Source organism: Ditibartonella choladocola, from assembly GCF_002007565.1.
GTDB classification, from domain to species: domain Bacteria; phylum Pseudomonadota; class Alphaproteobacteria; order Rhizobiales; family Rhizobiaceae; genus Bartonella; species Bartonella choladocola.
In genome coordinates, this window is the sequence record NZ_CP015625.1 from 481685 (window position 1) to 501492 (window position 19808).

A 19808-nucleotide genomic window follows, 5' to 3' on the forward strand; every position below is an offset into this window, starting at 1 on the left:
TATATTTTCAATTGTTACGTTTTATGAAACCCGACGTGGAAATTTCAGATTCTCAAATCAACTAAGGAATGATGAAAAGGTTTTTAATTTCATTGTGATATTGATTGGTCATGTCGACCTTGGAAATATCAAGTTTGCCACGTTCATTCATGTAAAAGGCAGATTCGCAGTAATTCACTTTACCGGATAAAATAATATGCGCCGATTATATCGCACCGGTTCATATCGATAATCGTTTGCTCATCGGGAAATTTCTGCATTGTGTTTTGTCCGGTTTAAAAACGGAGAAGGGATATAGCTATGCTTGCATCAGGAAGACCGTTCACCGACAAAGGTTTTGGGAAAACGGAGTTGGCAATTTTGTATATTATGAACAGCATGATTAACATAAAAATATATTTTAACAATTTAAAACAAAAATTATATAAAAATATTATATATTATTATTGATAATGTTATAATTAATTTATTAGTAAAAACAATATAAATACATTATTATAATATTTTACTATGTGCTGTTTTTAAAGGTCTATTTTTCACGTCCTCTTGCAGCTATAAATCCGAAAACAGGATGTCAAAATCGCTTTTCTGTCCATGGCGATAGATTTTATTTAGAAAACAAATCTATCGCGACAGTGGCGTTGACATTTTCGTTGTTTTTTATCCACCTTTCAGAGGGGCGATACACCAACCGTCATACCGCCACAGACATAAAGCGTTTGTCCTGTTACAAAACCGCTCTTATCGGAAAGCATGAAAGAAACAGCTTGAGCGACATCCTCAGGCAAACCGATACGTTTGACGGGAATCGAGTTGATAATCGCTTTTGTGCGCGGTGAATCGTCAGGATTTGCCTTCTGGAACAATTCCGTTTTGATGGGGCCGGGGCCGATAGCATTGGATGTAATACCGAATTTGCCCAGTTCCAAGGCCCAAACTCTTGTCATTCCAATAAGTCCCGCTTTTGTTGCGGCATAGGCCGTGCGCAACTCTTTTCCCAATGCGGCGCGAGATGAAATGTTGACAATCCGGCCGAAGCCCGCTTCTTTCATGGAGGGAACTAACGCTTGCATACATTGCATGGCACAACGCAAATTAAGCGACAGGACGAGATTCAAATCGTCCAATGTTTGGGTTTCTGCACTCGCCGGACGGACGATGCCGACATTGTTGACGAGACGTGTGATGGGACCTTGTGCCAGTGCAGTCTTTAAAGCTTTTTCTGTCTCATCAGGATTGGAAAGGTCGGCAATAATGCCGTCGCCGGTTCTGTCAATAATTACCGGTTCATACCCGTCCTGTATCGAGCGTTGCGCGATGGCAGCACCAATCCCGTTAGCACCGCCGGTTATGAGAACACGTTGTTTCGTTGTCATTTGTTTTTCCTGGGTCTTTAATAATCGAATAGCTTGAAGAAGAAGACATTGCTTGGGTTAAAAAGAGGTCGAACCCTGTTACTGAAAACTCTCCTCGGACAGTGGCAACAGGTGTGAGGAGGGATGCGATTGCACAGGGTAGATCAAGGAGTGGTGCTGTCAAAAGAAAGCGATGCTTTTTATGGTTGCGCAACCGGTAGGCAAGTGGTGCTAAATTCCATAATTTTCCAATGAGGAGGCCGATTTTGAACAGGCAATGCTCATGCAACGGAAGAAGTGCGCAGCTATGTTCCCCTTCACGTGCCGGAAATGCTTCCACAGCATAATTATCTGCTGCAAGTGCCGCAATTTTTGTTTCGCTTAACCATTCCAGAAGCTTTTCATCGCTTCCATCAAGAACAGATGAACTGTTCTCAAGCTTGTCTTTGTCCGGATTGCGCTTCATTTTTAATACAAGATCGGCAAAGCCGGTATGGAGGCACAAGATGTCGCCCTTTGTCACTTCAATCACGTCTTTATCCAATATTTCCATAATATCGGAATAGGAAACGAGTTTACGTGCATCTCCGAAATGGGCACGTAAATCCAGCATGACAGCGCGTCCCTGAACGGCTTTGCGTGACATTTTTTCAATGCCCGATGCATATGCCGGTGAGGTACTTGCATTGTCGAAACCGGTCGGAATACCGCTATCCTTTATTTGTTCGGGACCGATAATATTTTTTCCGGCCGCAAATCCGCTATAGTAAAACGGTCGTCTGATACCCTCATCTTGCGTATTGAATAGCGAACCGGTATGCGCCAACCCTTCCCCATGGCTAGTATATTGCAGAAAAAATATAACCATATTGTCACTTGGAATGTCGGACTTTACCGGAACAAGCTTATCCATCTCGCAATGATAATTGACGCGGTTTTGACGTAACAATGGCCGCAAAACAGGTGGCTGACAATCAGGATCAAGTTTTTCACCTTCCGGATAGCCGAAGGGGGGATTTTGTGAAAAACTTGAACCCTTTTTAACTTCGGCTATACCTTCTTTCACTTTTTGCGGCAAAAGATAATTAATATAGTCCGGTTGATCGTCAGGACCAAAATCACCCCGGTTGGAACCGTCGGGGCGTTTTTTCCACCTCGATATTGGCATATTTATTTCTTTTTTATTTCTCCCGATAACTATAAAACGTTTTGGGTCGAAAGAGACCAACCGGAGTTGCCAGAATTGTTCGTAAAGCTTTTGGTCAGGCGCGTTCAAACGCGACAGCAATTCCTTGTCCGACACCGATACACATAGTCGCCAGTGCATATCTGCCTTGTGTCAGTTTCAATTGCAAAGCAGCAGTGCCGCCAATACGTGCTCCGGACATACCGAGCGGGTGGCCAAGAGCAATAGCTCCACCATTCGGGTTGACATTTTCGGCGTCGTCTTTGAGTCCGAGATCCCGCAATGTTGCAAGCGCCTGACTGGCAAAAGCTTCATTGAGTTCGATAACGTCGAAATCCTGAGGTGTCATGCCAAGATGACGGCACAGTTTTTTCGTTGCTGCTGCCGGACCAATTCCCATAATACGCGGTTCGACACCGGCGGTAGCACCTGCTACAATACGTGCAATCGGTTCTAGATTATATTTTTTTACAGCCTTTTCGGATGCGATGATGAGGGCTGCTGCGCCATCATTCACTCCCGATGCATTACCGGCTGTGACTGTAGCACCTTCTCTTTTATTAATGACACGCAAACCCGAAAGAGCTTCCATGCTGGTCGAGCGCGGATGTTCGTCTTTATCGACAATAATCGGGTCACCTTTACGCTGTTTTATTGTAACGGGAATGATTTCCTTGGCGAGGCGGCCGTTCTGTTGGGCTGCGGCAGTCTTCTGCTGGCTGCGCAGTGCGAATTTGTCCTGATCTTCACGTGAAATATTGAAATCAACTGCGACATTGTCGCCTGTTTCCGGCATTGAATCGACGCCATATTGCGCTTTCATCAACGGGTTGACAAAACGCCATCCGATTGTTGTGTCATAAATTTCCGCAGTGCGCGAAAACGCTTTATCGGCTTTCGGCAAGACAAAAGGCGCCCGCGACATGCTTTCTACACCGCCAGCAATTATGAGTTCGGCTTCTCCCGTTTTGATCGCACGGGCAGCAGTCTGGATTGCATCAAGCCCGGAACCGCACAGCCGGTTGATTGTCGCTCCGGATATTGAATAGGGCAGTCCGGCCAGAAGCAATGCCATTCTTGCCACATTGCGGTTATCTTCACCGGCCTGATTGGCGCAGCCCATCAAAACATCATCAACAGCTTCCCAATCAATGGTCTTGTTACGCTCGACAATTGCTTTGAGAGGCAAAGCTGCCAGATCGTCGGCGCGAACAGAAGCGAGCGCGCCACCAAAACGGCCGATAGGTGTTCTTACATAGTCACAGATAAAAGCTTCGGTCATTTTTCCTCCTCGATAGCTGGTACAACCAGATCTGTTATGGGGCCATCAATATGAAGTTTGGCGCCGGTTATTGCTTGTAAATCATCAAAACTGAGCGAAGCCAATTTTTCGCGTAACACAAAATGCCGGTCGACAATGTCGATGACTGCATGGCTCGTATAGACCCGTGTCACGCAATTGAGACCTGTTAGCGGAAAAGTGCATTTTTCAACGAGTTTCGGATCGCCTTTTTTGGTTATGTGTTCTGTGACAACGCAGACCTTCTTGGCTCCATGAACGAGGTCCATTGCACCGCCCACAGCAGGAACGCCTTTCGAGCCGACACGCCAATTGGCGAGATCTCCGTTTTCGGCAACCTGATAAGCACCAAGAATTGCCACATCAAGATGGCCGCCCCGCACCATGGCAAAACTGTCGGCATGATGAAAATAACAACCGCCCGGCTTCAAAGTTACAGCTTTTTTGCCCGCATTAATCAAATCCCAGTCTTCTTGACCGGGAAGTGGCGGTTCGCCAAAACCCAAAATTCCATTTTCGGTATGAAATATGGCTTCATGACCTTCAGGTTGGAAACGGGCAACCATTTCAGGAAAACCGATACCGAGATTGACATAGGCTCCATCTGCAATATCTTGTGCTGCACGCCACGCAATCTGTGCATTGGATAGCTTGATCTTCTCATACATATCCGTGTTCATTTGTAGACTACTCCCGCGTGAATAAGAACTTCTTCCTGAGCCGGATTTGTTACTTCGACAATATCGTCAACAAAAATTCCCGGTGTAATAATATTTTCAGGATCAATATCTCCCGCTTCGACCAATTTTGACACCTGCACAATCGTGTGTTCGGCTGCCATGCACATAAGCGGTCCGAAATTGCGCGCAGCCTTGTGATAGGTCAAATTACCATAGCGATCGCCGATATAGGCTTTAACCAGAGCAAAATCGGCCTTCAACCAACGTTCCTGTACGTAGAAACGACCGTCAAATTCTGCGACCGGTTTGCCAACCGCAAGTTCAGTGCCGTAGGATGTAGGCGTGTAAAAAGCGGCGATCCCAGCTCCACCGGCGCGTATACGCTCGGCCAGAGTGCCTTGTGGAACAAGCTCCAATTCAATTTTATGGGCAAGGTACTTTTCAGTGAATGCACGAGGATCACTCGAACGGGGAAAAGAACACACCATCTTCTTCACCATCCCCGCATCAATCATTGCGGCGATGCCGACATAGCCATTACCTGCATTGTTATTGATAACAGTAAGGCCGGTTACTTTTCTGTCGATCAGTGCATGAATAAGTTCGATAGGTGTACCCGCGCCGCCAAAGCCACCGATCATTAAGGTTGCTCCGTCTTTGATCGGTGCTACCGCTTCTTCGACGCTTGGAATAGATTTGTCCATCTTTAGCCTCCCGAAAGATGACATCAGTATGCTGACTTAAAAAATTTATGGTAGAGAGGGAACAAAACGGGACAAAACACAGAGTAACTGCCGGCAAACAAATAGATTTAACCTCCAGCAAACAAGATAAATCCCGTTTGCCATTAAACTTCCTGAAAATGCCGATGTCCGAATTCTAGACTCCCACACTACCTCCCATGACTCAAGTTAGGTCTTTTTTATTCCTTGCGTCAATATAAAATGTTCAATAATAGATATTTGTTCATATAGTGTACAAAAAGGAAAGCAAATGCATACGCCTGTTAAAACAGATTTTGTTGGCGGATTTGCCAAAGGGTTGAAAGTGATAGAAGCCTTCAATTCGGCTAAGGCACGCCTTTCCATTACCGATGTCGCAACGATTACAGGTTTCGACCGCGCCACAAGCCGTCGTTGCCTTCTCACGCTTTGTACACTCGGTTTTGCCAGACATGACGGAAAATATTTTTCACTCACAGCCAAAATATTACGACTCGGCTATAGTTATCTGTCATCGGCATCTTTGCCGGTTATCATCCAGCCATTTCTCGACAAGCTTTCAGCAAAAATCGGTCACAGCTCGTCTTCATCAATTCTTGATATGACAGAAATTGTCTATATTGCGCGTGCTTCGCAAGTAAAAATCATGTCGGTGAATTTGACTGCCGGAAGCCGTCTACCAGCCTGGTGTTCATCTATGGGGCGGGTATTACTTGCGGGCTTGCCGAAAGACGAGCGCAAAAGAATATTGGACGCAAGCCATATCGAACCGCGAACAGTAAAAACCTGCACCGACCGCAAAACACTTGAGAAAAAAATAGAAACTGTAGCCGAAAACGGTTTTTGCCTGATAGATCAGGAACTTGAATTAGGATTGTGTTCTATCGCTGTGCCTATAAAAATCGCTTCCGGCAAAGTCGTTGCTGCTTTGAATATCGGTGCGCCTGCTGTTGAAAATTGCTTGCATGAAATGACAACACATTATCTGCCCGAATTGCAAAAAACAGCTCATGACATTTCCGCACTTATTCCGTTTCGCTGAATAGTTCGGCGCCGGTTTAGATCATATACAGATCATATATCGCATATCTTACGAAGAAATCTTTGTCCCCAAACCGCCCGAAGTTGCACTCTTTTGAACAAAAACCGTAAGCTTATTATTGATCGAATGCCGGTTTTGCCTGAAAAGAAACGGGAAAAAGGCGCAGCCGATAGGTGGCAAGGCCTGCCTTTTCCGAAAGCTATAAATGCGATTATCACGATATAAATATCGCTCAAAAATAGCAATCGGGAAAGACATTTTAAAACGAGCAGTTTTCAAAACCCATATTTTTATGAAAACTATTCCCAAGCATCAGCCAGGCGTTCGATTTCATAAGAAACGCGACTGATATTGCCTTTATGATCGGCAAGTTCGACACGCCAATGATGCGAAAACTGGTTGACCGATTTTTTCATTGGTATTGTACCGCTCATCAATAATGTTCCGGGGCGCGCAAGACCTGCTTCTTCAAGCTTTTTCAGCCATTCGGAAGGGGAGATAAGAAGACCGGCATTGCCGTCCTGAATGAGCTGTTCTTCCTGGTTGTCTTTTACCCAAGCTTTCAAAGTAAAGTCGGAAAACGAATTTTTGACCTCGCTATAACGCCAGGCAAGATCACCGATAAAATCCGGTGCGGATTGTTTTGACCAGGCTACACCATGAGCTTCCAATGCGCGATCGGTATGATCGCATGCGGCCATTAACAGATGCTCGTTTTCATTGTTACCGATATAGAGTGCCCATTCGGCTTCACCCGAAGTTTTATCATGCGGAGCCTGATAAAGATGTTCTTGCGAAACGACGTGAGAGCCTAAAGGATAAAGTGTTGGAAATGTTTTCGGGGCAGGGACACCGAGTGCTGCTAGCTCCTCAATATGGTGACGGACTTCTTCGCTATTACATCCGGCATAACCGGCGTTGAATACCCATTTCACGTCAACAGCCCTCAAGCCACTGCCAACGACATATACAACCAGACTTCTCATTCCGTCCTCCGTAAAAAAATAGTAGACTTACTATATATCAATGATGCATATTTATGGTATACCAAATTCATTCAATAACAAGGGGAACTATTAATGAAAAATTTTTCAAAAGAGACGGAACCACCAATAGAGCGCAAAAGTCTTGTTAAAGCATTTGCTGCAAGCCTGAGTGGTACTTCTTTGGAATGGTATGACTTCGCAGTTTACGGAGCCTGCGCGGCTTTGGTGTTCGGCCATTTGTTTTTCCCTGACGGCGATTCACTTGCCGGCACGCTAAAAGCCTTCGGTACTTATGCTGTGGGATATATTTCCCGCCCATTGGGTGGCATATTTTTCGGGCGTCTTGGCGATATTGTCGGGCGCAAAAAAGTATTGGTATGGACGCTCTTGTTAATCGGCATCGCCACCTTCATCATTGGACTTTTGCCGACATTCGCCTCTGTCGGTTACCTTGCTCCGATTCTTCTTGTTTTGTTGCGTTTTGCTCAAGGTGTCGGTGTTGGCGGTGAATGGGGAGGTGCTGTTCTTCTCTCCAGCGAATTCAGCAAACCTGAACAAAGAGGTTTTTGGGCATCTGCGGCGCAAGTAGGCCCCCCTTTAGGTAATCTGATGGCAAACGGCGTTCTTGCTATTTTGGCTTTTTTCCTCACTACCGCCCAATTCAACGATTGGGGCTGGAGAATAGCTTTTCTGCTTTCTGCTCTTCTCGTCGTATTCGGTCTATGGGTTCGCTTTTCACTTGAAGAGACCCCTGTCTTCAAAAAACTTGAAGAAAAGAATGAACGCTCGAATGCGCCGGTGTCGGAAGTATTCAAATATGAGAGCAGAGCCCTTTTTGGCGGCATTCTTGCGCGCATCGGGCCTGATGTTCTTTATGCCTGCTTTACGGTTTTTGTACTCGCTTATGCCACACAATATCTGGGAATGCCGCGCTCTGATGCCATCGCATCTGTCACAATTGCTTCGGGTATTCAGGTGTTGTTCATCCCCTTTAGTGGCTGGCTATCGGATAGAATAGAACGGCGTGTCATTTATGCTGTCGGTGCGGTTCTTGCGACGATCTGGACATTTGTGTTTTTCTATATGATGGAAGAACCGACCTTTGTTCGCCTCTTCATCGGCGTGACAGGTGCTCTCATTTGCCATTCTTTAATGTATGGCCCGCAGGCTGCATTGATTGCAGAGCAATTTTCTGCACGTCTTCGCTATACGGGGAGTTCACTTGCCTATACATTTGCAGGGATTGTCGGTGGTGCCATCGCGCCTTTATTGCTCGCATGGTTTATATCATTCGATAAAAGCGGTTTTGCCATCTGCCTTTATATAGGCATTGCATGCGTATTGACCTTGATCGGGCTAGCCATGACAAGAAAATCGCACGAATCCTGACAAATAGGTTGAAACAGCACCGGAAGCCAAAACGGCACTGGTCGTTTCAGCCTATTCACCTTTTCGATAAATATGATGGGGGTTATCAGGCAAAAAACGATAAAGCTCTATCAAACGAGATATTGGCGTGTCTGCTCAAGATGTTCGAGAATGGCTTTCTTGGCTTTCCTGACATCTTTGGCGACAAGTGCATCAACGATGCGTTGATGTTCTTTCAGGACTTCAGTTCTTCTTTTCGCAGTTTTGCGGATGGCTCTTACACCAAAGGTTACATAACGGGCACGTAGCAACTCGTACATCTGGTTTAACACCATGTTACCGGTTGCTTCAATCAATGCACAATGAAAGGCACGATCATGTTCGATAAAGTCGATATAAGGGTCATCCGGTGCCATAAGTTTTTGAAATTCCAATTCCTTCATCATGGCAGGCGTCGGGTCGATATTTTGCGAGATACAATATTCTGCACTCCAGCATTCGACAACGCCACGCACCTGAAACAGGTCATTGACTTGCTGCATATTCGGTGGTGCGACAAACGCACCGCGATTGGGCTTCAGATCAATCAGATCTTCACTGGCAAGCATCATGAAAGCTTCTCTCACAGGCGTGCGGGAAATCCCCAAACTATCGGCAATTTCTCTTTCGTTCAGAAAAGTTCCGATAAAACAGGGATTGGTCAAAATAGTATTGCGTATATGCGAATATGCGCGTTCGCGACCTGACGATTTCTTGTTCATAATGCTACATTATTTATTTCTACCAAACGAATATATGAAATTACAATATTGATAAGTATAGTATAGGGAGAATTTTAATGGGTGAAAACATAAAAATAGGATTGGCACAAATAAGAAGTGGTATCGACAAACAAAAAAATAACGCCGAAATTATTGGAATGATCGAACAGGCGGCCACTCGCAAAGTCGACATACTGGTTTTCCCCGAAGCAGCCCAGGTTTCTTTTGAAGCGGCTTTGAAGGATGAGGCAGAACCGCTTGAGGGCCCTTTTGCAACATTGATCCGCTCTTATGCCGCTAAATATGATATGATGATTGTTGCAGGCATGTTTGAACCGGCAAATGACGGACGCATACGCAATAAGTTGATCATTACCGGAAAAAACACCGAAGCCACTTATCAGAAAGTCCATTTATATGACGCATTCGGCTCACGTGAATCGGACCTCGTTGAAGCGGGAAGTGATTACCTTGTTCTCGATACAGTATTCGGCAAGATCGGTTTTGCGATTTGTTATGATTTGCGGTTTGCCGAGCAATTTACGGCAATGGGAAGAAAAGGTGCAAAATTGATTATCGTTCCGGCCTCCTGGGGAGATGGTCCTGGAAAAGCCGGGCAGTGGGATTTGTTGGTTCGCGCCCGCGCTGCCGATTCTGAAGCCTGGCTTGTTGCCTGCGATCAGGCTTGGCAACCGCCAAAAGGAACAGCACCGCTGGGTATCGGACTAAGTTCTATTGTCGACCCGACAGGAAATGTGCGGGCACGTTTGGCGAGCGAAGCCGAGCTTTTGGTCTTCGACATCGATTTGGGAAATGTGGAAGCTATTCGCGCCCGTATTCCGATATTATGATAACCCGATATTCGGGTAACAAAAAATTATTCTGAAAAGATATTAAAGTGTTGCGCCACTTTCTCCAGAAGAGGTTCCGCAAAACACAAAATCGGGCAATGGTGAACTCCCGTCATGCCCGATTTTTCATTGGATTTTCATTTCAATTCGGTCGCAAAACTGTCAAGCGGATATTCTTTTTTGACAATGCCTTTTTTATAAAGATAGGCGCCGTAAGAAATATATCTTTCTCTGTCGAGGTGGAGCGGATTTTCGCTGAATAAGGGAACCGTTTCCATCCATATCTTTTTATTAAGATCTGTATCGAGTTCCTTATATTTTTTTGCAAAATTGTCCCATGTTTCCTGTGGGTGAGCCTTCAAATATTGCTGGCCTTCATGAACAGCTTCAAGGAATTTTTTATAAGCCTCGTGTTTTTTGAGGTCATTTTTGGCAACAAAAATCAGTTCGTCATAAGGGGGAATGCCATAGTCCTCAACCTTCATAATAACAGGCTCAATTCCCTGTTCACGTAATTCATTGCCTTCCACATTACGATAACCGCCAATGACAGCATCAACCTGTTTTGACATCAGCCCACTTACAAGGTTGAAATTGACGTTTACAAGCTCGACATCCTTTATCGTGAGCCCCTGATTTTCCAACATGGTTCCCAAGATCACCGGTTCAATACTGCTCACAGAAAAACCGACTTTTTTGCCTTTGAGATCGGCCGGTGTTTTGATTCCGCTATCGGGGAGCGCCAAAACAGTATTGAGCGGCGTTTCAATGAGTGTTCCTATACGTGTCAGAGGCAATTCTTCATCTTGAAAAATGTAGAGTTGCTGTTGATAAGATAAAGCAATATCGGCTTTGTCGGATGCAACCAGACGCGGTCCGATATTGGGGTCGGAGGGGGTGACGATTTCGACATCAAGTCCGCGTTTTTCAAAACTGCCAATCTGTTCGGCAACAATTAAAGGTGCATGATCGGGATTAAGATACCAGTCAAGAACAACTGTAAGTTTATCATTTGCTTTTGAGCCGAAAACGCCGAGAAAAATGATGATGATGGAGAATAATATTTTTTTTAACACGTTTCCTCCGGAAATATAAAGAAAAGAAAAATCAATTTTGTTGCGATTTTTTATCCCAGTAGATAACATATTTCAATATGATGTCGGTGATATACCATAAAATCATTGCGATAATGGAAAGTATAAATATTGCGGCAAAGCATGTCGGCGTCTGCATGCGGGCATTGGCGTTCAACATAATATAGCCGAGCCCGCCGGATGACCCCACCCATTCACCGATAATCGCACCAATCGGAGCAATGGCGGCGGCGACACGCACACCGGAACCAAGCGCGGGCAGCGCTGCCACAAGCCTGATATGGACAAGTTGCGACAAGGGAGATGCTCCCATGGTTCTTGCAAGATCAAGGTAACCCGCATTTGTGCGTCGCAAACCGTCAAAAAAGGCTGTTGTAACAGGAAAAAATATAACCAATATTGCGGCGATAATTTTCGAGAGGATTCCGTAGCCGAACCATAGAACCAGAATGGGGGCAAGGGCGAAAACCGGTATTGACTGGCTTACAATCAGAACCGGCATCAACCATTTTTGCAATGTTTTGGAAAACATTAAAAGAAGTGCCAGAGCAGCACCGGACAAAATTCCCGATACAAAGCCGATGACAATTTCGACAATTGTAATCAAAGAATTTTCCAGAAGGTATTGGCGTCCGTTCCAAAGTGATTGTGCGACAACAAGGGGGGAAGGCAATATGTATTTTTTGAGGTCAAAAATAATGGCAATTGCCCACCATAAAGCGAGAATGCCGAAGAAAACCACAAGACCGTGAAGGAAAAATGCAAGTTTTTTATTGAAGCGGTTCTGCAAACTATATCCCCTTTAAAAAATGCATCAATTCGGTTTCACTTTTTATGCGATTTTTGTCATCATAATTTCGCGGTGCTTCACCTTCAACAATGATAGCGGGCAGGAAAATTGCCGGCTGACCTTTCAGAACCAGTATACGCTGACATAATCGTGCGGCTTCCGATGGATCATGGGTAACAAGCAATACAGTTTTAGTTTTAAGAAGATCGTATGCAAGTTCCTGTATGGTGGCGCGGGTAACCGCGTCAAGTGCCGAAAAAGGTTCGTCCATCAATACAACGGGCTTGTCTTCATATAATGTACGGGCAATAGCCACCCTTTGGCGCATACCACCCGATAAAGTTTCGGGAAGCTGCTCTTTGACCGACAAAAGACCGACCTTTTCCAGTAATTCTTCGGCTTTTTTGTAATCTTTCTTCTCATGGCGCAATCTTGCTCCAAGGCAGACATTCTCTATTACCTTGAGCCAGGGAAATAGCAAATCCTGTTGCGCCATATAGGTTATACGACCATGAAGACTGTCACCGTCGGAACCTGAGATTTGTCCGCTATCGGGGGTAACCAGCCCCGCAATGATTTTAAGAAGCGTGGTTTTGCCAATTCCGCTTTGTCCCAAAAGCCCGACAAATTCACCGGCAGGAATATCAAAATCGAGCGATTGAAAAACCGGTTTTCCTTCATAATTTAGAGAAATGTTTCGACCTTTGATACCCAATAAGGGAGAAGAACTTGTCATTGATGAATGATCCTGAAATGAAGCTGTTCCGGCATTATCGAAATTCGGGTAAAAAGCAATTCTTTGTTATTACCGGCAAAGCAGTTTGAAACAAAAAGACCGTTTCTTCTCCGTGAGATGAGGTGGTTACAGGGCGACAAAGAACATGACCTGTTAAGTTACGCTAATCAAGCTAATTTTTTACCACAAATCAATAAGAAATCACCCTTAAAAACAATTTCAGGTTGTCTCGAACTGCAAGAAAATGACCGGTTGACGACAAAATGGAATGAGGCTCGTCAAATAAAATAGGCCATTATCTTCAGTTTGGGAAAATTATTCGGGATCATGCCGCTTCAAGGCTTCAATGAATAACTGGAAAGCAACCGGATGATGACGGCGATTGGGATAATAGAGATAATACCCCGGAAACGGTAAACAATATTTTTCAAGAACGCGGATGAGCCTTCCCTGTCTCATAAATTCCTCGACTTCCCGTTCAGGAATATAAGCAAGTCCGAAACCGTCAAGGACAGCTTCCACAATGTGCGGATAGGTGTTGAAAATGAGCTGTCCTTTCGGGCGTATATTCACTGCTCCGTTTTCGTCATCAAGCTCCCACGGATAAAGTCCGCCAGATGTCGGAACCCGCAAATTGATGCAATTCTGCTCCATCAGATCGTGCAAGTTTGCCGGTTTTTTATGTGTTTCAAAATAACTCGGCGCCCCGACAATTGCCATACGCATAGGCGCACCGATCGGAATGGCAATCATGTCTTTGGCGAGATGTTCGCCTATACGGATACCTGCATCAAAACGTTCTTCGATAATATCGGTAAGACCGTAATTGATATTGATCTCCACTTCAATTTTCGGATATTTCCGTAAAAAAGGCCGCAATTTCGGTCGCAAAATATAGGAAGCGGGATAATCGACCGTAGTGATGCGGATTTTTCCTTTCGGCTCTTCGGCTGCATTGGTGATAAGATCAAGCTTCTCGTCCATCGTCTCGATGAGCGGTGAAAGCTCTTCTATCAGCCGCTCGCCTGCCGTTGTTGTGGAAACATTGCGCGTTGTCCGTGTGAGAAGACGAATTCCCAAACGTTCTTCAAGACCGCGCATGGCATGGCTTAACGCCGATTGCGAGACACCCAGTTTGCTTGCCGCACGGGTAAAACTTTTTTCTCGTGCGACCACGAAAAAAGACATGAGATCATGGATGTTTTCTCTTAGCATTTTTTTGAGACAAAATCCGTTATTGGTAATTACCTTCATTATATCATGTTTATTCATGAATTGAATTCATAGAGACATGCAGAAATATCCTCTTAATTTATGCACATCATGGCTTTTAAATAGCAGGATGAAATGAGGCGACAGTTCGTCCGACAAGCTTTGAACGATTGTCATTGAGTCCGTCATTCGGGCATCATTCAAGCCGGTCATTCGGGTTTCGCTAAAAACGCCGGAAGTGTTTTAAGGGTTCGTTGCGGTGAACCGGCAAGAACCGGATTGACGGGGTGATAAATCCATTATGCCGGTTGGGGAGATTTGCAAATGTGTGAAGCGTGTGGAAATTCTAATCACAAAACCCAAGAAACATTGCCGCGACGCAAATTTTTGAAAGAAAGCGGCACGTCTGTTCTTGCCGCCGGTGCAATAATGGGGACAAGCGAACGGGTAATAGCCGAGGATGTGCGCTACCGGTTTGTTGTCAACTTTGCATCGGGTAAATCGGCATGAAACCGGCGCTCAAACTTCATCGACGACGATTTCTAAAGGCGAGTTTAATTTCCGCCGGTACGCTAACTTATTTTTCACAAAACGTTTTTGCAAAATTACAGGAAAAAACAATGTTGACACTTGAACAAAAAAGACTTGTTCCCGTTGCTGCTTTTGCGGCCGAAGGAAATATTGATGGATTAAGAAATGCTTTGGCACAAGCACTTGATGACAAGGTTGCGATCAACGCAATCAAGGAAGTTCTGGTTCAGACTTATGCATATGCGGGGTTTCCAAGAAGTCTGAATGCACTTTCCGCATTGATGGATGTAGTCAATAAAAGACGTGAAGCGGGTAAAAAAGATGAACAGGGTAAAGATGCCTCACCCTTTCACACAGATAAAACGATGGTGGAGGTCGGTACAGAAATCCAGACAAAACTGGTTGGCCAACCGGTGACAGGCCCGCTTTTTGAATTTGCTCCCGCAATTGACCAATTTTTGAAAAGTCACCTTTTTGGCGATATTTTTGTGCGTGACAATCTTGATTATGAAACAAGAGAAGTTGCTACAATTGCTATGCTTGCGGCACTTCAAGGCGCGCAGTCGCAATTGAAATCACATTATCAGATGGGTACAAATACCGGCCTTGAAAAACAGGATTTGAAGGAAATTGTTACCATTCTCGAAACGGAGGTCGGTCCGGAAGTTGGAAAACGTGCAAGCGAAGTGCTTGATAGCTTTCTGAATGGTTGAACTTTTTGGTAATCGTGTTTTTCAAGAGGCTGAATGATGAGTGAATGGACAAAGAGCGAGCTTGCGGCGATTGATGCAGCCGATGATCTCAAAATGGCTCCCTATCATGAGGATTTAGAAACAACGGGCACGCCTGTGTGGATATGGGAAGTGGTTGTTGATGGCGGCCTTTATGTGCGTGCCTATAGCGGAACGTCTTCGCGCTGGTATCAGGCTGCAATCAAACAAAAAAGCGGAAAAATTATCGTGTCCGGAAAGGTGGAATCTGTTCATTATGAAGCTGTCAAAGATCCGGCGGTTCTTGATAGAATTGATGAGGCTTATCACAAAAAATATGATCCAAGTCCCTATGTCGGACCAATGGTGGGCGAGAGAGCGAAAGCAGCAACAATCAAAATCATAAAAGCCTGATGGCTCATTGTTGGTTATCGTTTTTCAAAACAGCAATATGAAAGTTTTACATAAAAGGCCGACAGTTAGGGAGCTGTCGGCCTTCTCATAAAGATACTGTTTTAAAAAGCACGCACAGACTTGATTTGAAAATATCAAAGCCGGTTGCGCTTTTTCACTTTTTTACTGGCAAGTGACCTAGAATTCGAGTTTGTCACCTTCAAGCGGAATAATAACCGATTGGCCAATACCTGCTTTATCGACATAAGAGCGAAGTTCTTTCCGGCTTAAAACAGCATGGTTGCAGGCTTCCATATGGATAGCAACAAGCTTTGATTGCGGGGCGATTTTATGGGCGTGAACAACATCCTCCTTGCCCATAATAATTGAACCGAAGCCTTGAAGCTGTGCGTCACCTGCATGAAGAACAACAACTTCCGGCTTATATTGTTTTAAATTGTTCTCGACAGCATCGATCCATATTGTATCGCCTGCAAAATAAAGTGTTTGTTCATTCGGTGCTTGAAAAATAAAGCCGGTGGCATGGCCTAAGACTTCGCCAACCTCTCGGTTTTTGAAAGCTTCATTGCTTCCGTGCTGGCATAAAGTTTTGGTTACATGAATGCCGTTTTCATAATCAAATTTTTGCGGCAAAACGGCAAGATTTTTGAAACCCTGACTCCCAAGAAATTCTTTATCCTTTTCATTCTGGACGAATATTTTTTGTTCTTTGTCTATAAGTCCTGTCGCGACCTCGTCCCAATGGTCAGGATGGGTGTGACTTAAAAAAACGGCATCCACATTTTTGATAATGTCTTTGGCATCAAAAGGCAGTTCAACGCGCGGAAACCGCCGCTCGCTATGAACTGTACCGGGAAGTCCGGGATAGCGATCTTTTTCTGCCAGCATCGGATCAATCAAAATGTGTTTTCCGGCGTAATCAAGAATAACCGTTGCGTTACGAATGAATGTGAATTTCATGGTTCAAACCTCTTCAATTTCTTGAAGTTTATGTAAGCACGCTTTTTCTGAATAGAAACTGGCCTGATGGTCAAAAGCCATTCATATCGGGCCAAATGTTAGAGAAGTTTTTGGCCGGAATAAAAACGACCGGTTAAATTGAAAACGTCTGGCGCCATTTTGTTGGAGTGACTTTGAACGCGTCAATAAAGCTGCGGCGGAATGATTGGGTAGAGGGAAATCCGGCAAGTTGTGCAATTTCCTCAATAGAAAGTTTTGTTGTTTCCAATGCGTGTCTCGAAAAATGCAACCTTTCATGGTTAAGCCATTCCATTGGTGAACGGCCGGTTGCCTGATGAAAGCGGCGGGTAAATGTGCGTCGGCTCATACCGACATTCTTGGCCATAGCATCAAGAGAATAGGATGAAGCAAGGTTTTTTCTGATTGTTTCAAGCAATGAATTTATGCGCTGGTCACTTGTCGATATTGGAACAGGGGTGGCAAGATATTGAGCTTGTCCGCCCTCGCGATGCGGTGGCGTCACAATCATACGCGCAGCATGATTGGCAATAGCGCCACCGTAATTTTTGCGAATAAGGTGAAGACAACAATCAATACCCGCAGCAGTGCCGGCGGATGTGATGATGTTACCATCTTCGACATAAAGGGCATTAAAATCGACTTCCGTATCAGGAAACTGTTCGGCAAACTGTTTTTCATAGGCCCAGTGCGTTGCAGCTTTTTTCCCCTTCAAAAGCCCGCTAAAGGCCAGAACATAAGTGCCGAGACAAAGCCCCATAATGATTTTATTTTTTCGCACTTCATTGTTTAGACTTGTCTTCAGGTCAGAAGAGATCGGTTGTTCAGTATCCGGCCAATAGGGAATGACGATTATATCGGCGTCATCAAGGCTTTTTAGATCGTGTTCGACTTTTATCGAGAAAGCATCCTGACCTTCGACAATTCCGGTTTTTTCTGAAAACAGAATTGGCTTGTAATAGGTTTTGTCCGGCATGGCTGCGCCGAAGGCCATGACCGGAACAGAAATGTGAAACGGGCTGAAATTTGCCATGACATATATGGCAACAGTTTTCGGTGACCTGTTCAAAGTTACATTTTGACCGGCATCCATGTTGTGCAAGCCTTGTGATAACCGGTCCATTTTTTCAAACAGACCTTGCAATGGTTGTTACAATCTTGTCGAACGTCTCGTCATCAAGCCATGGACTATTCGATATGGTCAACATTCTCGCCGCAAAATCTCTGGCATTAGTGGTTGAAAAACGCATATTGAAATGCGGTTCAAGATAGGAATAATCCGCTAAAGCATGAACAAACAGGCGTGTCACGCCATAGGGTGAAGGCCACAACGTTTGAAGTGCTTTGTCCCGTGCTTCTCCGGTTTTAAAAAGCACCATAATAAATGGCCAAATGGCCCCTTCATCATCAACGCCTTTGACAACCTTGATTGAGGGAATTTTTGCAAGCTTGTTGATGCGAAGTTGCGCCTGTTTTTTTATGTCAACCAAAAAGGGTTTGAGCCTTGAAGCTGCGTTAGCACCTCTCTTCATTCTGAAACGGCTTACAAGGTGGACTGGAATATCGTCATCAAAAACATCACCGACCGCTTCCTCTATATTGCCGGCTGCAAGTTCCTTGCGCCTTGGCATGCCATAAGCGAGTGATAAAAGCCGCGGACGATAGGCGATAGAATATCCCAACAATTCGCTTATGCGTTTAAGTTCAAAGAAAATGCGGGGTTTTACTATTTTTTGGTGGGTTTCCTTTAATGACTGCCGAATTTCACTATTGGACGATGTCAAAAGGCCGCCCTCATAAAGGGTAAGCCCCTTTCCGACGGCAAGGCTGAAAAAAGCAATATCCCCCGTTTTTCCGGCTGCCGAACCGAGCGCCTGTGCCCCGTCTTCAATGACATAAGCGCCTTTTTTATGAGCCATTTGAACGCATTGTTCGACATCTGCCAATTGGCCGCCAATATGGGTCGGAATAACAGCCAGTGTTTTTTCGTCGATCAGCTTGTCGAGGCAATCAAAATCGAAATCAAAACTGTTTTTTGCTGTATCGCAGAGTTTTATTGTCAAATTGCAATGGGCAATGGCAAGCACAACGAGAGGGCAATTATAAGCGGGTATGATAACGTCTCTACGCCCTTCGTTCTTGGGCATATTTGCCAGAGTTTGAAGGGCAACAATAAGTGAAGCCGTGCCGGAACATTCCAGAATGAGCGGCGGCAAATCGAACATGTCGCTTAAATTGGGGCAGAGTTCTTTTTTTGTTGGCAACCAATCATGCCAAACCATAGGGAGACCGGCGGTTGGTGGAATTTCGCCTTGTCTCTTCATTCTTATGATTTCTCGTTTTCTTTTTTGATGACATCACGTTCGGCAAATGCAAGGCAGACAATACCCGCAACAATAAACAGCGCACCGGCAAAATGTGCCAATGAAATTGTTTCGCCGAATATCAGTACGGAAGCAATCATGACAGTGACCACTTCGAGATGCGACGCCGCAAATGCCGGACCGACAGGCGCGCGTCTTAAAAGCGTCATCCATGTGAAGAATGCCCCGACATAGCCGAGGATAGCAAAATAAACAAAAGGATGGGAAAAAATACGGTATAACCATCCGATACTTGCTTCCAATGGCAGGGCGGCTGTTGCCGAAAGCTTGAAGCTGATCTGTCCGAGCGTGTCGAACATCATCAAAAAGAAAAAGCCCAGAATATAGAAGCGACGCATTAAAAAGCTCCCACAATAGCAACACCTATGGCAACAAAGCTGATGCCGAGAACCCGCATAGAGGTGAGTTTTTCATCAAAAAACAGCCGCCCCAATACCATGATAACAATGATATTGATTGATCCGAGCAATATACCTTCCGAAAGCGGAACCAATGTCAAAAATGCCATCCATAGCAAAAATTCGGCGACATAGGCTATAATACCAAGCCATAGAAGCGGCTGGCGGAAAAGCGCTAACCAATATTGAAAAAGCGATTGCGGTTTGTTTTCCTCGTCCGGTTCTGTGGCAGCACCTTTGAAGGCAAGCTGGCCGACAGTGTCACAAACAATATTTCCAAACCACACCAGAAAAATCAGCCAACTCATTG

General features: G+C 44.9%; 22 protein-coding genes. 6 read left to right on the top strand and 16 right to left on the bottom strand.

Annotated elements, in window-relative coordinates; translation table 11 throughout:
* Nucleotides 1-671: 671 nt before the first annotated feature.
* From BBC0122_RS02145 to BBC0122_RS02165, 5 genes are all read right to left on the bottom strand, one after another.
* Nucleotides 672-1376: an SDR family oxidoreductase gene (locus BBC0122_RS02145; RefSeq protein WP_077990842.1), complete on the bottom strand. Its 705-nt coding sequence runs from the start codon at nucleotides 1374-1376 to the stop codon at nucleotides 672-674.
* Nucleotides 1336-2523: a cyclase family protein gene (locus tag BBC0122_RS02150; RefSeq protein WP_077994423.1), complete on the bottom strand. Its 1188-nt coding sequence runs from the start codon at nucleotides 2521-2523 to the stop codon at nucleotides 1336-1338. Before BBC0122_RS02150 ends, BBC0122_RS02145 begins: the two co-directional genes overlap by 41 nt.
* A gap of 94 nt (nucleotides 2524-2617) precedes the next feature.
* Nucleotides 2618-3823: a 3-oxoadipyl-CoA thiolase gene (gene pcaF, locus BBC0122_RS02155; protein WP_077990844.1), complete on the bottom strand. Its 1206-nt coding sequence runs from the start codon at nucleotides 3821-3823 to the stop codon at nucleotides 2618-2620.
* Nucleotides 3820-4521 (bottom strand): 3-oxoacid CoA-transferase subunit B, encoded by a 702-nt coding sequence (locus BBC0122_RS02160; protein ID WP_077990846.1) that lies wholly within the window; start codon nucleotides 4519-4521, stop codon nucleotides 3820-3822. The genes pcaF and BBC0122_RS02160 overlap by 4 nt, the downstream gene beginning before the upstream one ends.
* Nucleotides 4518-5225: a 3-oxoacid CoA-transferase subunit A gene (locus BBC0122_RS02165; protein ID WP_077990848.1), complete on the bottom strand. Its 708-nt coding sequence runs from the start codon at nucleotides 5223-5225 to the stop codon at nucleotides 4518-4520. Before BBC0122_RS02165 ends, BBC0122_RS02160 begins: the two co-directional genes overlap by 4 nt.
* A gap of 289 nt (nucleotides 5226-5514) precedes the next feature.
* On the opposite strand from BBC0122_RS02165, the gene BBC0122_RS02170 reads away from it, so the two are divergent.
* Nucleotides 5515-6285: an IclR family transcriptional regulator domain-containing protein gene (locus tag BBC0122_RS02170; protein ID WP_077990849.1), complete on the top strand. Its 771-nt coding sequence runs from the start codon at nucleotides 5515-5517 to the stop codon at nucleotides 6283-6285.
* A gap of 299 nt (nucleotides 6286-6584) precedes the next feature.
* Here the strand turns inward: BBC0122_RS02170 and BBC0122_RS02180 are convergent, their stop codons facing one another.
* On the bottom strand, nucleotides 6585-7271 hold the full coding sequence (locus tag BBC0122_RS02180) for a DUF2848 family protein (protein WP_077990852.1): 687 nt from the start codon (nucleotides 7269-7271) through the stop codon (nucleotides 6585-6587).
* 93 nt (nucleotides 7272-7364) lie between these two features.
* Here BBC0122_RS02180 and BBC0122_RS02185 point away from each other — a divergent pair, with 93 nt between their 5' ends.
* Nucleotides 7365-8660: an MFS transporter gene (locus BBC0122_RS02185; protein WP_077990853.1), complete on the top strand. Its 1296-nt coding sequence runs from the start codon at nucleotides 7365-7367 to the stop codon at nucleotides 8658-8660.
* A 110-nt stretch (nucleotides 8661-8770) separates the two neighbouring features.
* On the opposite strand, the gene BBC0122_RS02190 is transcribed toward BBC0122_RS02185, so the two are convergent.
* Nucleotides 8771-9400, bottom strand: coding sequence for a GntR family transcriptional regulator (locus BBC0122_RS02190; protein ID WP_077990857.1), 630 nt, complete (start codon nucleotides 9398-9400; stop codon nucleotides 8771-8773).
* A gap of 77 nt (nucleotides 9401-9477) precedes the next feature.
* Here BBC0122_RS02190 and BBC0122_RS02195 point away from each other — a divergent pair, with 77 nt between their 5' ends.
* Nucleotides 9478-10251, top strand: a complete 774-nt coding sequence (locus BBC0122_RS02195; protein ID WP_077990862.1) for a nitrilase-related carbon-nitrogen hydrolase — start codon at nucleotides 9478-9480, stop codon at nucleotides 10249-10251.
* A 137-nt stretch (nucleotides 10252-10388) separates the two neighbouring features.
* Here the strand turns inward: BBC0122_RS02195 and BBC0122_RS02200 are convergent, their stop codons facing one another.
* From BBC0122_RS02200 to BBC0122_RS02215, 4 genes are all read right to left on the bottom strand, one after another.
* Nucleotides 10389-11327 (bottom strand): ABC transporter substrate-binding protein, encoded by a 939-nt coding sequence (locus BBC0122_RS02200; protein WP_225868135.1) that lies wholly within the window; start codon nucleotides 11325-11327, stop codon nucleotides 10389-10391.
* Nucleotides 11328-11358: 31 nt separating this feature from the next.
* The gene (locus BBC0122_RS02205; RefSeq protein WP_077990865.1) at nucleotides 11359-12135 is read right to left on the bottom strand and encodes an ABC transporter permease; all 777 of its coding nucleotides are present in this window, start codon (nucleotides 12133-12135) and stop codon (nucleotides 11359-11361) included.
* Nucleotide 12136: 1 nt separating this feature from the next.
* Complete coding sequence (locus BBC0122_RS02210; protein WP_077990867.1) at nucleotides 12137-12871, bottom strand: ABC transporter ATP-binding protein; 735 nt, start codon at nucleotides 12869-12871, stop codon at nucleotides 12137-12139.
* 315 nt (nucleotides 12872-13186) lie between these two features.
* A complete protein-coding gene (locus BBC0122_RS02215; protein ID WP_077994425.1) occupies nucleotides 13187-14086 on the bottom strand; it encodes a LysR family transcriptional regulator in 900 nt (299 codons plus the stop codon).
* A gap of 321 nt (nucleotides 14087-14407) precedes the next feature.
* Here BBC0122_RS02215 and BBC0122_RS02220 point away from each other — a divergent pair, with 321 nt between their 5' ends.
* From BBC0122_RS02220 to BBC0122_RS02230, 3 genes are read left to right on the top strand one after another with little or no spacing between them, the layout of a single operon-like run.
* Nucleotides 14408-14593, top strand: a complete 186-nt coding sequence (locus tag BBC0122_RS02220; RefSeq protein ID WP_077990868.1) for a twin-arginine translocation signal domain-containing protein — start codon at nucleotides 14408-14410, stop codon at nucleotides 14591-14593.
* The gene (locus BBC0122_RS02225) at nucleotides 14590-15327 is read left to right on the top strand and encodes a carboxymuconolactone decarboxylase family protein (RefSeq protein ID WP_077990870.1); all 738 of its coding nucleotides are present in this window, start codon (nucleotides 14590-14592) and stop codon (nucleotides 15325-15327) included. The genes BBC0122_RS02220 and BBC0122_RS02225 overlap by 4 nt, the downstream gene beginning before the upstream one ends.
* 36 nt (nucleotides 15328-15363) lie before the next feature.
* Nucleotides 15364-15738, top strand: coding sequence for a DUF2255 family protein (locus BBC0122_RS02230; RefSeq protein WP_077994427.1), 375 nt, complete (start codon nucleotides 15364-15366; stop codon nucleotides 15736-15738).
* A 177-nt stretch (nucleotides 15739-15915) separates the two neighbouring features.
* Here BBC0122_RS02230 and BBC0122_RS02235 read toward each other — a convergent pair whose 3' ends face one another.
* The 5 genes from BBC0122_RS02235 to BBC0122_RS02255 form a co-directional block, all read right to left on the bottom strand.
* Nucleotides 15916-16698 carry an MBL fold metallo-hydrolase gene (locus BBC0122_RS02235; RefSeq protein ID WP_077990872.1) on the bottom strand — a complete coding sequence of 261 codons (783 nt, stop codon included), beginning with the start codon at nucleotides 16696-16698 and terminating at the stop codon, nucleotides 15916-15918.
* Between the two features lie 133 nt (nucleotides 16699-16831).
* Nucleotides 16832-17809: a GlxA family transcriptional regulator gene (locus tag BBC0122_RS02240; protein WP_077990873.1), complete on the bottom strand. Its 978-nt coding sequence runs from the start codon at nucleotides 17807-17809 to the stop codon at nucleotides 16832-16834.
* 34 nt (nucleotides 17810-17843) lie between these two features.
* A complete protein-coding gene (locus BBC0122_RS02245) occupies nucleotides 17844-19040 on the bottom strand; it encodes an aminotransferase class V-fold PLP-dependent enzyme (protein ID WP_077990874.1) in 1197 nt (398 codons plus the stop codon).
* 2 nt (nucleotides 19041-19042) lie between these two features.
* Nucleotides 19043-19438: a DMT family transporter gene (locus BBC0122_RS02250; protein WP_077990875.1), complete on the bottom strand. Its 396-nt coding sequence runs from the start codon at nucleotides 19436-19438 to the stop codon at nucleotides 19043-19045.
* The gene (locus BBC0122_RS02255) at nucleotides 19438-19806 is read right to left on the bottom strand and encodes an EamA family transporter (protein WP_077990876.1); all 369 of its coding nucleotides are present in this window, start codon (nucleotides 19804-19806) and stop codon (nucleotides 19438-19440) included. Before BBC0122_RS02255 ends, BBC0122_RS02250 begins: the two co-directional genes overlap by 1 nt.
* Nucleotides 19807-19808 lie beyond the last annotated feature (2 nt).

Coding starts and splice junctions, on each gene's coding strand:
- BBC0122_RS02145 (WP_077990842.1), bottom strand. CDS start 1,376: ATGACAACGAAACAACGTGTTCTCATAACCGGCGGTGCTAACGGGATT.
- BBC0122_RS02150 (WP_077994423.1), bottom strand. CDS start 2,523: ATGCCAATATCGAGGTGGAAAAAACGCCCCGACGGTTCCAACCGGGGT.
- pcaF (WP_077990844.1), bottom strand. CDS start 3,823: ATGACCGAAGCTTTTATCTGTGACTATGTAAGAACACCTATCGGCCGT.
- BBC0122_RS02160 (WP_077990846.1), bottom strand. CDS start 4,521: ATGAACACGGATATGTATGAGAAGATCAAGCTATCCAATGCACAGATT.
- BBC0122_RS02165 (WP_077990848.1), bottom strand. CDS start 5,225: ATGGACAAATCTATTCCAAGCGTCGAAGAAGCGGTAGCACCGATCAAA.
- BBC0122_RS02170 (WP_077990849.1), top strand. CDS start 5,515: ATGCATACGCCTGTTAAAACAGATTTTGTTGGCGGATTTGCCAAAGGG.
- BBC0122_RS02180 (WP_077990852.1), bottom strand. CDS start 7,271: ATGAGAAGTCTGGTTGTATATGTCGTTGGCAGTGGCTTGAGGGCTGTT.
- BBC0122_RS02185 (WP_077990853.1), top strand. CDS start 7,365: ATGAAAAATTTTTCAAAAGAGACGGAACCACCAATAGAGCGCAAAAGT.
- BBC0122_RS02190 (WP_077990857.1), bottom strand. CDS start 9,400: ATGAACAAGAAATCGTCAGGTCGCGAACGCGCATATTCGCATATACGC.
- BBC0122_RS02195 (WP_077990862.1), top strand. CDS start 9,478: ATGGGTGAAAACATAAAAATAGGATTGGCACAAATAAGAAGTGGTATC.
- BBC0122_RS02210 (WP_077990867.1), bottom strand. CDS start 12,871: ATGACAAGTTCTTCTCCCTTATTGGGTATCAAAGGTCGAAACATTTCT.
- BBC0122_RS02215 (WP_077994425.1), bottom strand. CDS start 14,086: ATGCTAAGAGAAAACATCCATGATCTCATGTCTTTTTTCGTGGTCGCA.
- BBC0122_RS02220 (WP_077990868.1), top strand. CDS start 14,408: ATGTGTGAAGCGTGTGGAAATTCTAATCACAAAACCCAAGAAACATTG.
- BBC0122_RS02225 (WP_077990870.1), top strand. CDS start 14,590: ATGAAACCGGCGCTCAAACTTCATCGACGACGATTTCTAAAGGCGAGT.
- BBC0122_RS02230 (WP_077994427.1), top strand. CDS start 15,364: ATGAGTGAATGGACAAAGAGCGAGCTTGCGGCGATTGATGCAGCCGAT.
- BBC0122_RS02235 (WP_077990872.1), bottom strand. CDS start 16,698: ATGAAATTCACATTCATTCGTAACGCAACGGTTATTCTTGATTACGCC.
- BBC0122_RS02240 (WP_077990873.1), bottom strand. CDS start 17,809: ATGGATGCCGGTCAAAATGTAACTTTGAACAGGTCACCGAAAACTGTT.
- BBC0122_RS02245 (WP_077990874.1), bottom strand. CDS start 19,040: ATGAAGAGACAAGGCGAAATTCCACCAACCGCCGGTCTCCCTATGGTT.
- BBC0122_RS02250 (WP_077990875.1), bottom strand. CDS start 19,438: ATGCGTCGCTTCTATATTCTGGGCTTTTTCTTTTTGATGATGTTCGAC.
- BBC0122_RS02255 (WP_077990876.1), bottom strand. CDS start 19,806: ATGAGTTGGCTGATTTTTCTGGTGTGGTTTGGAAATATTGTTTGTGAC.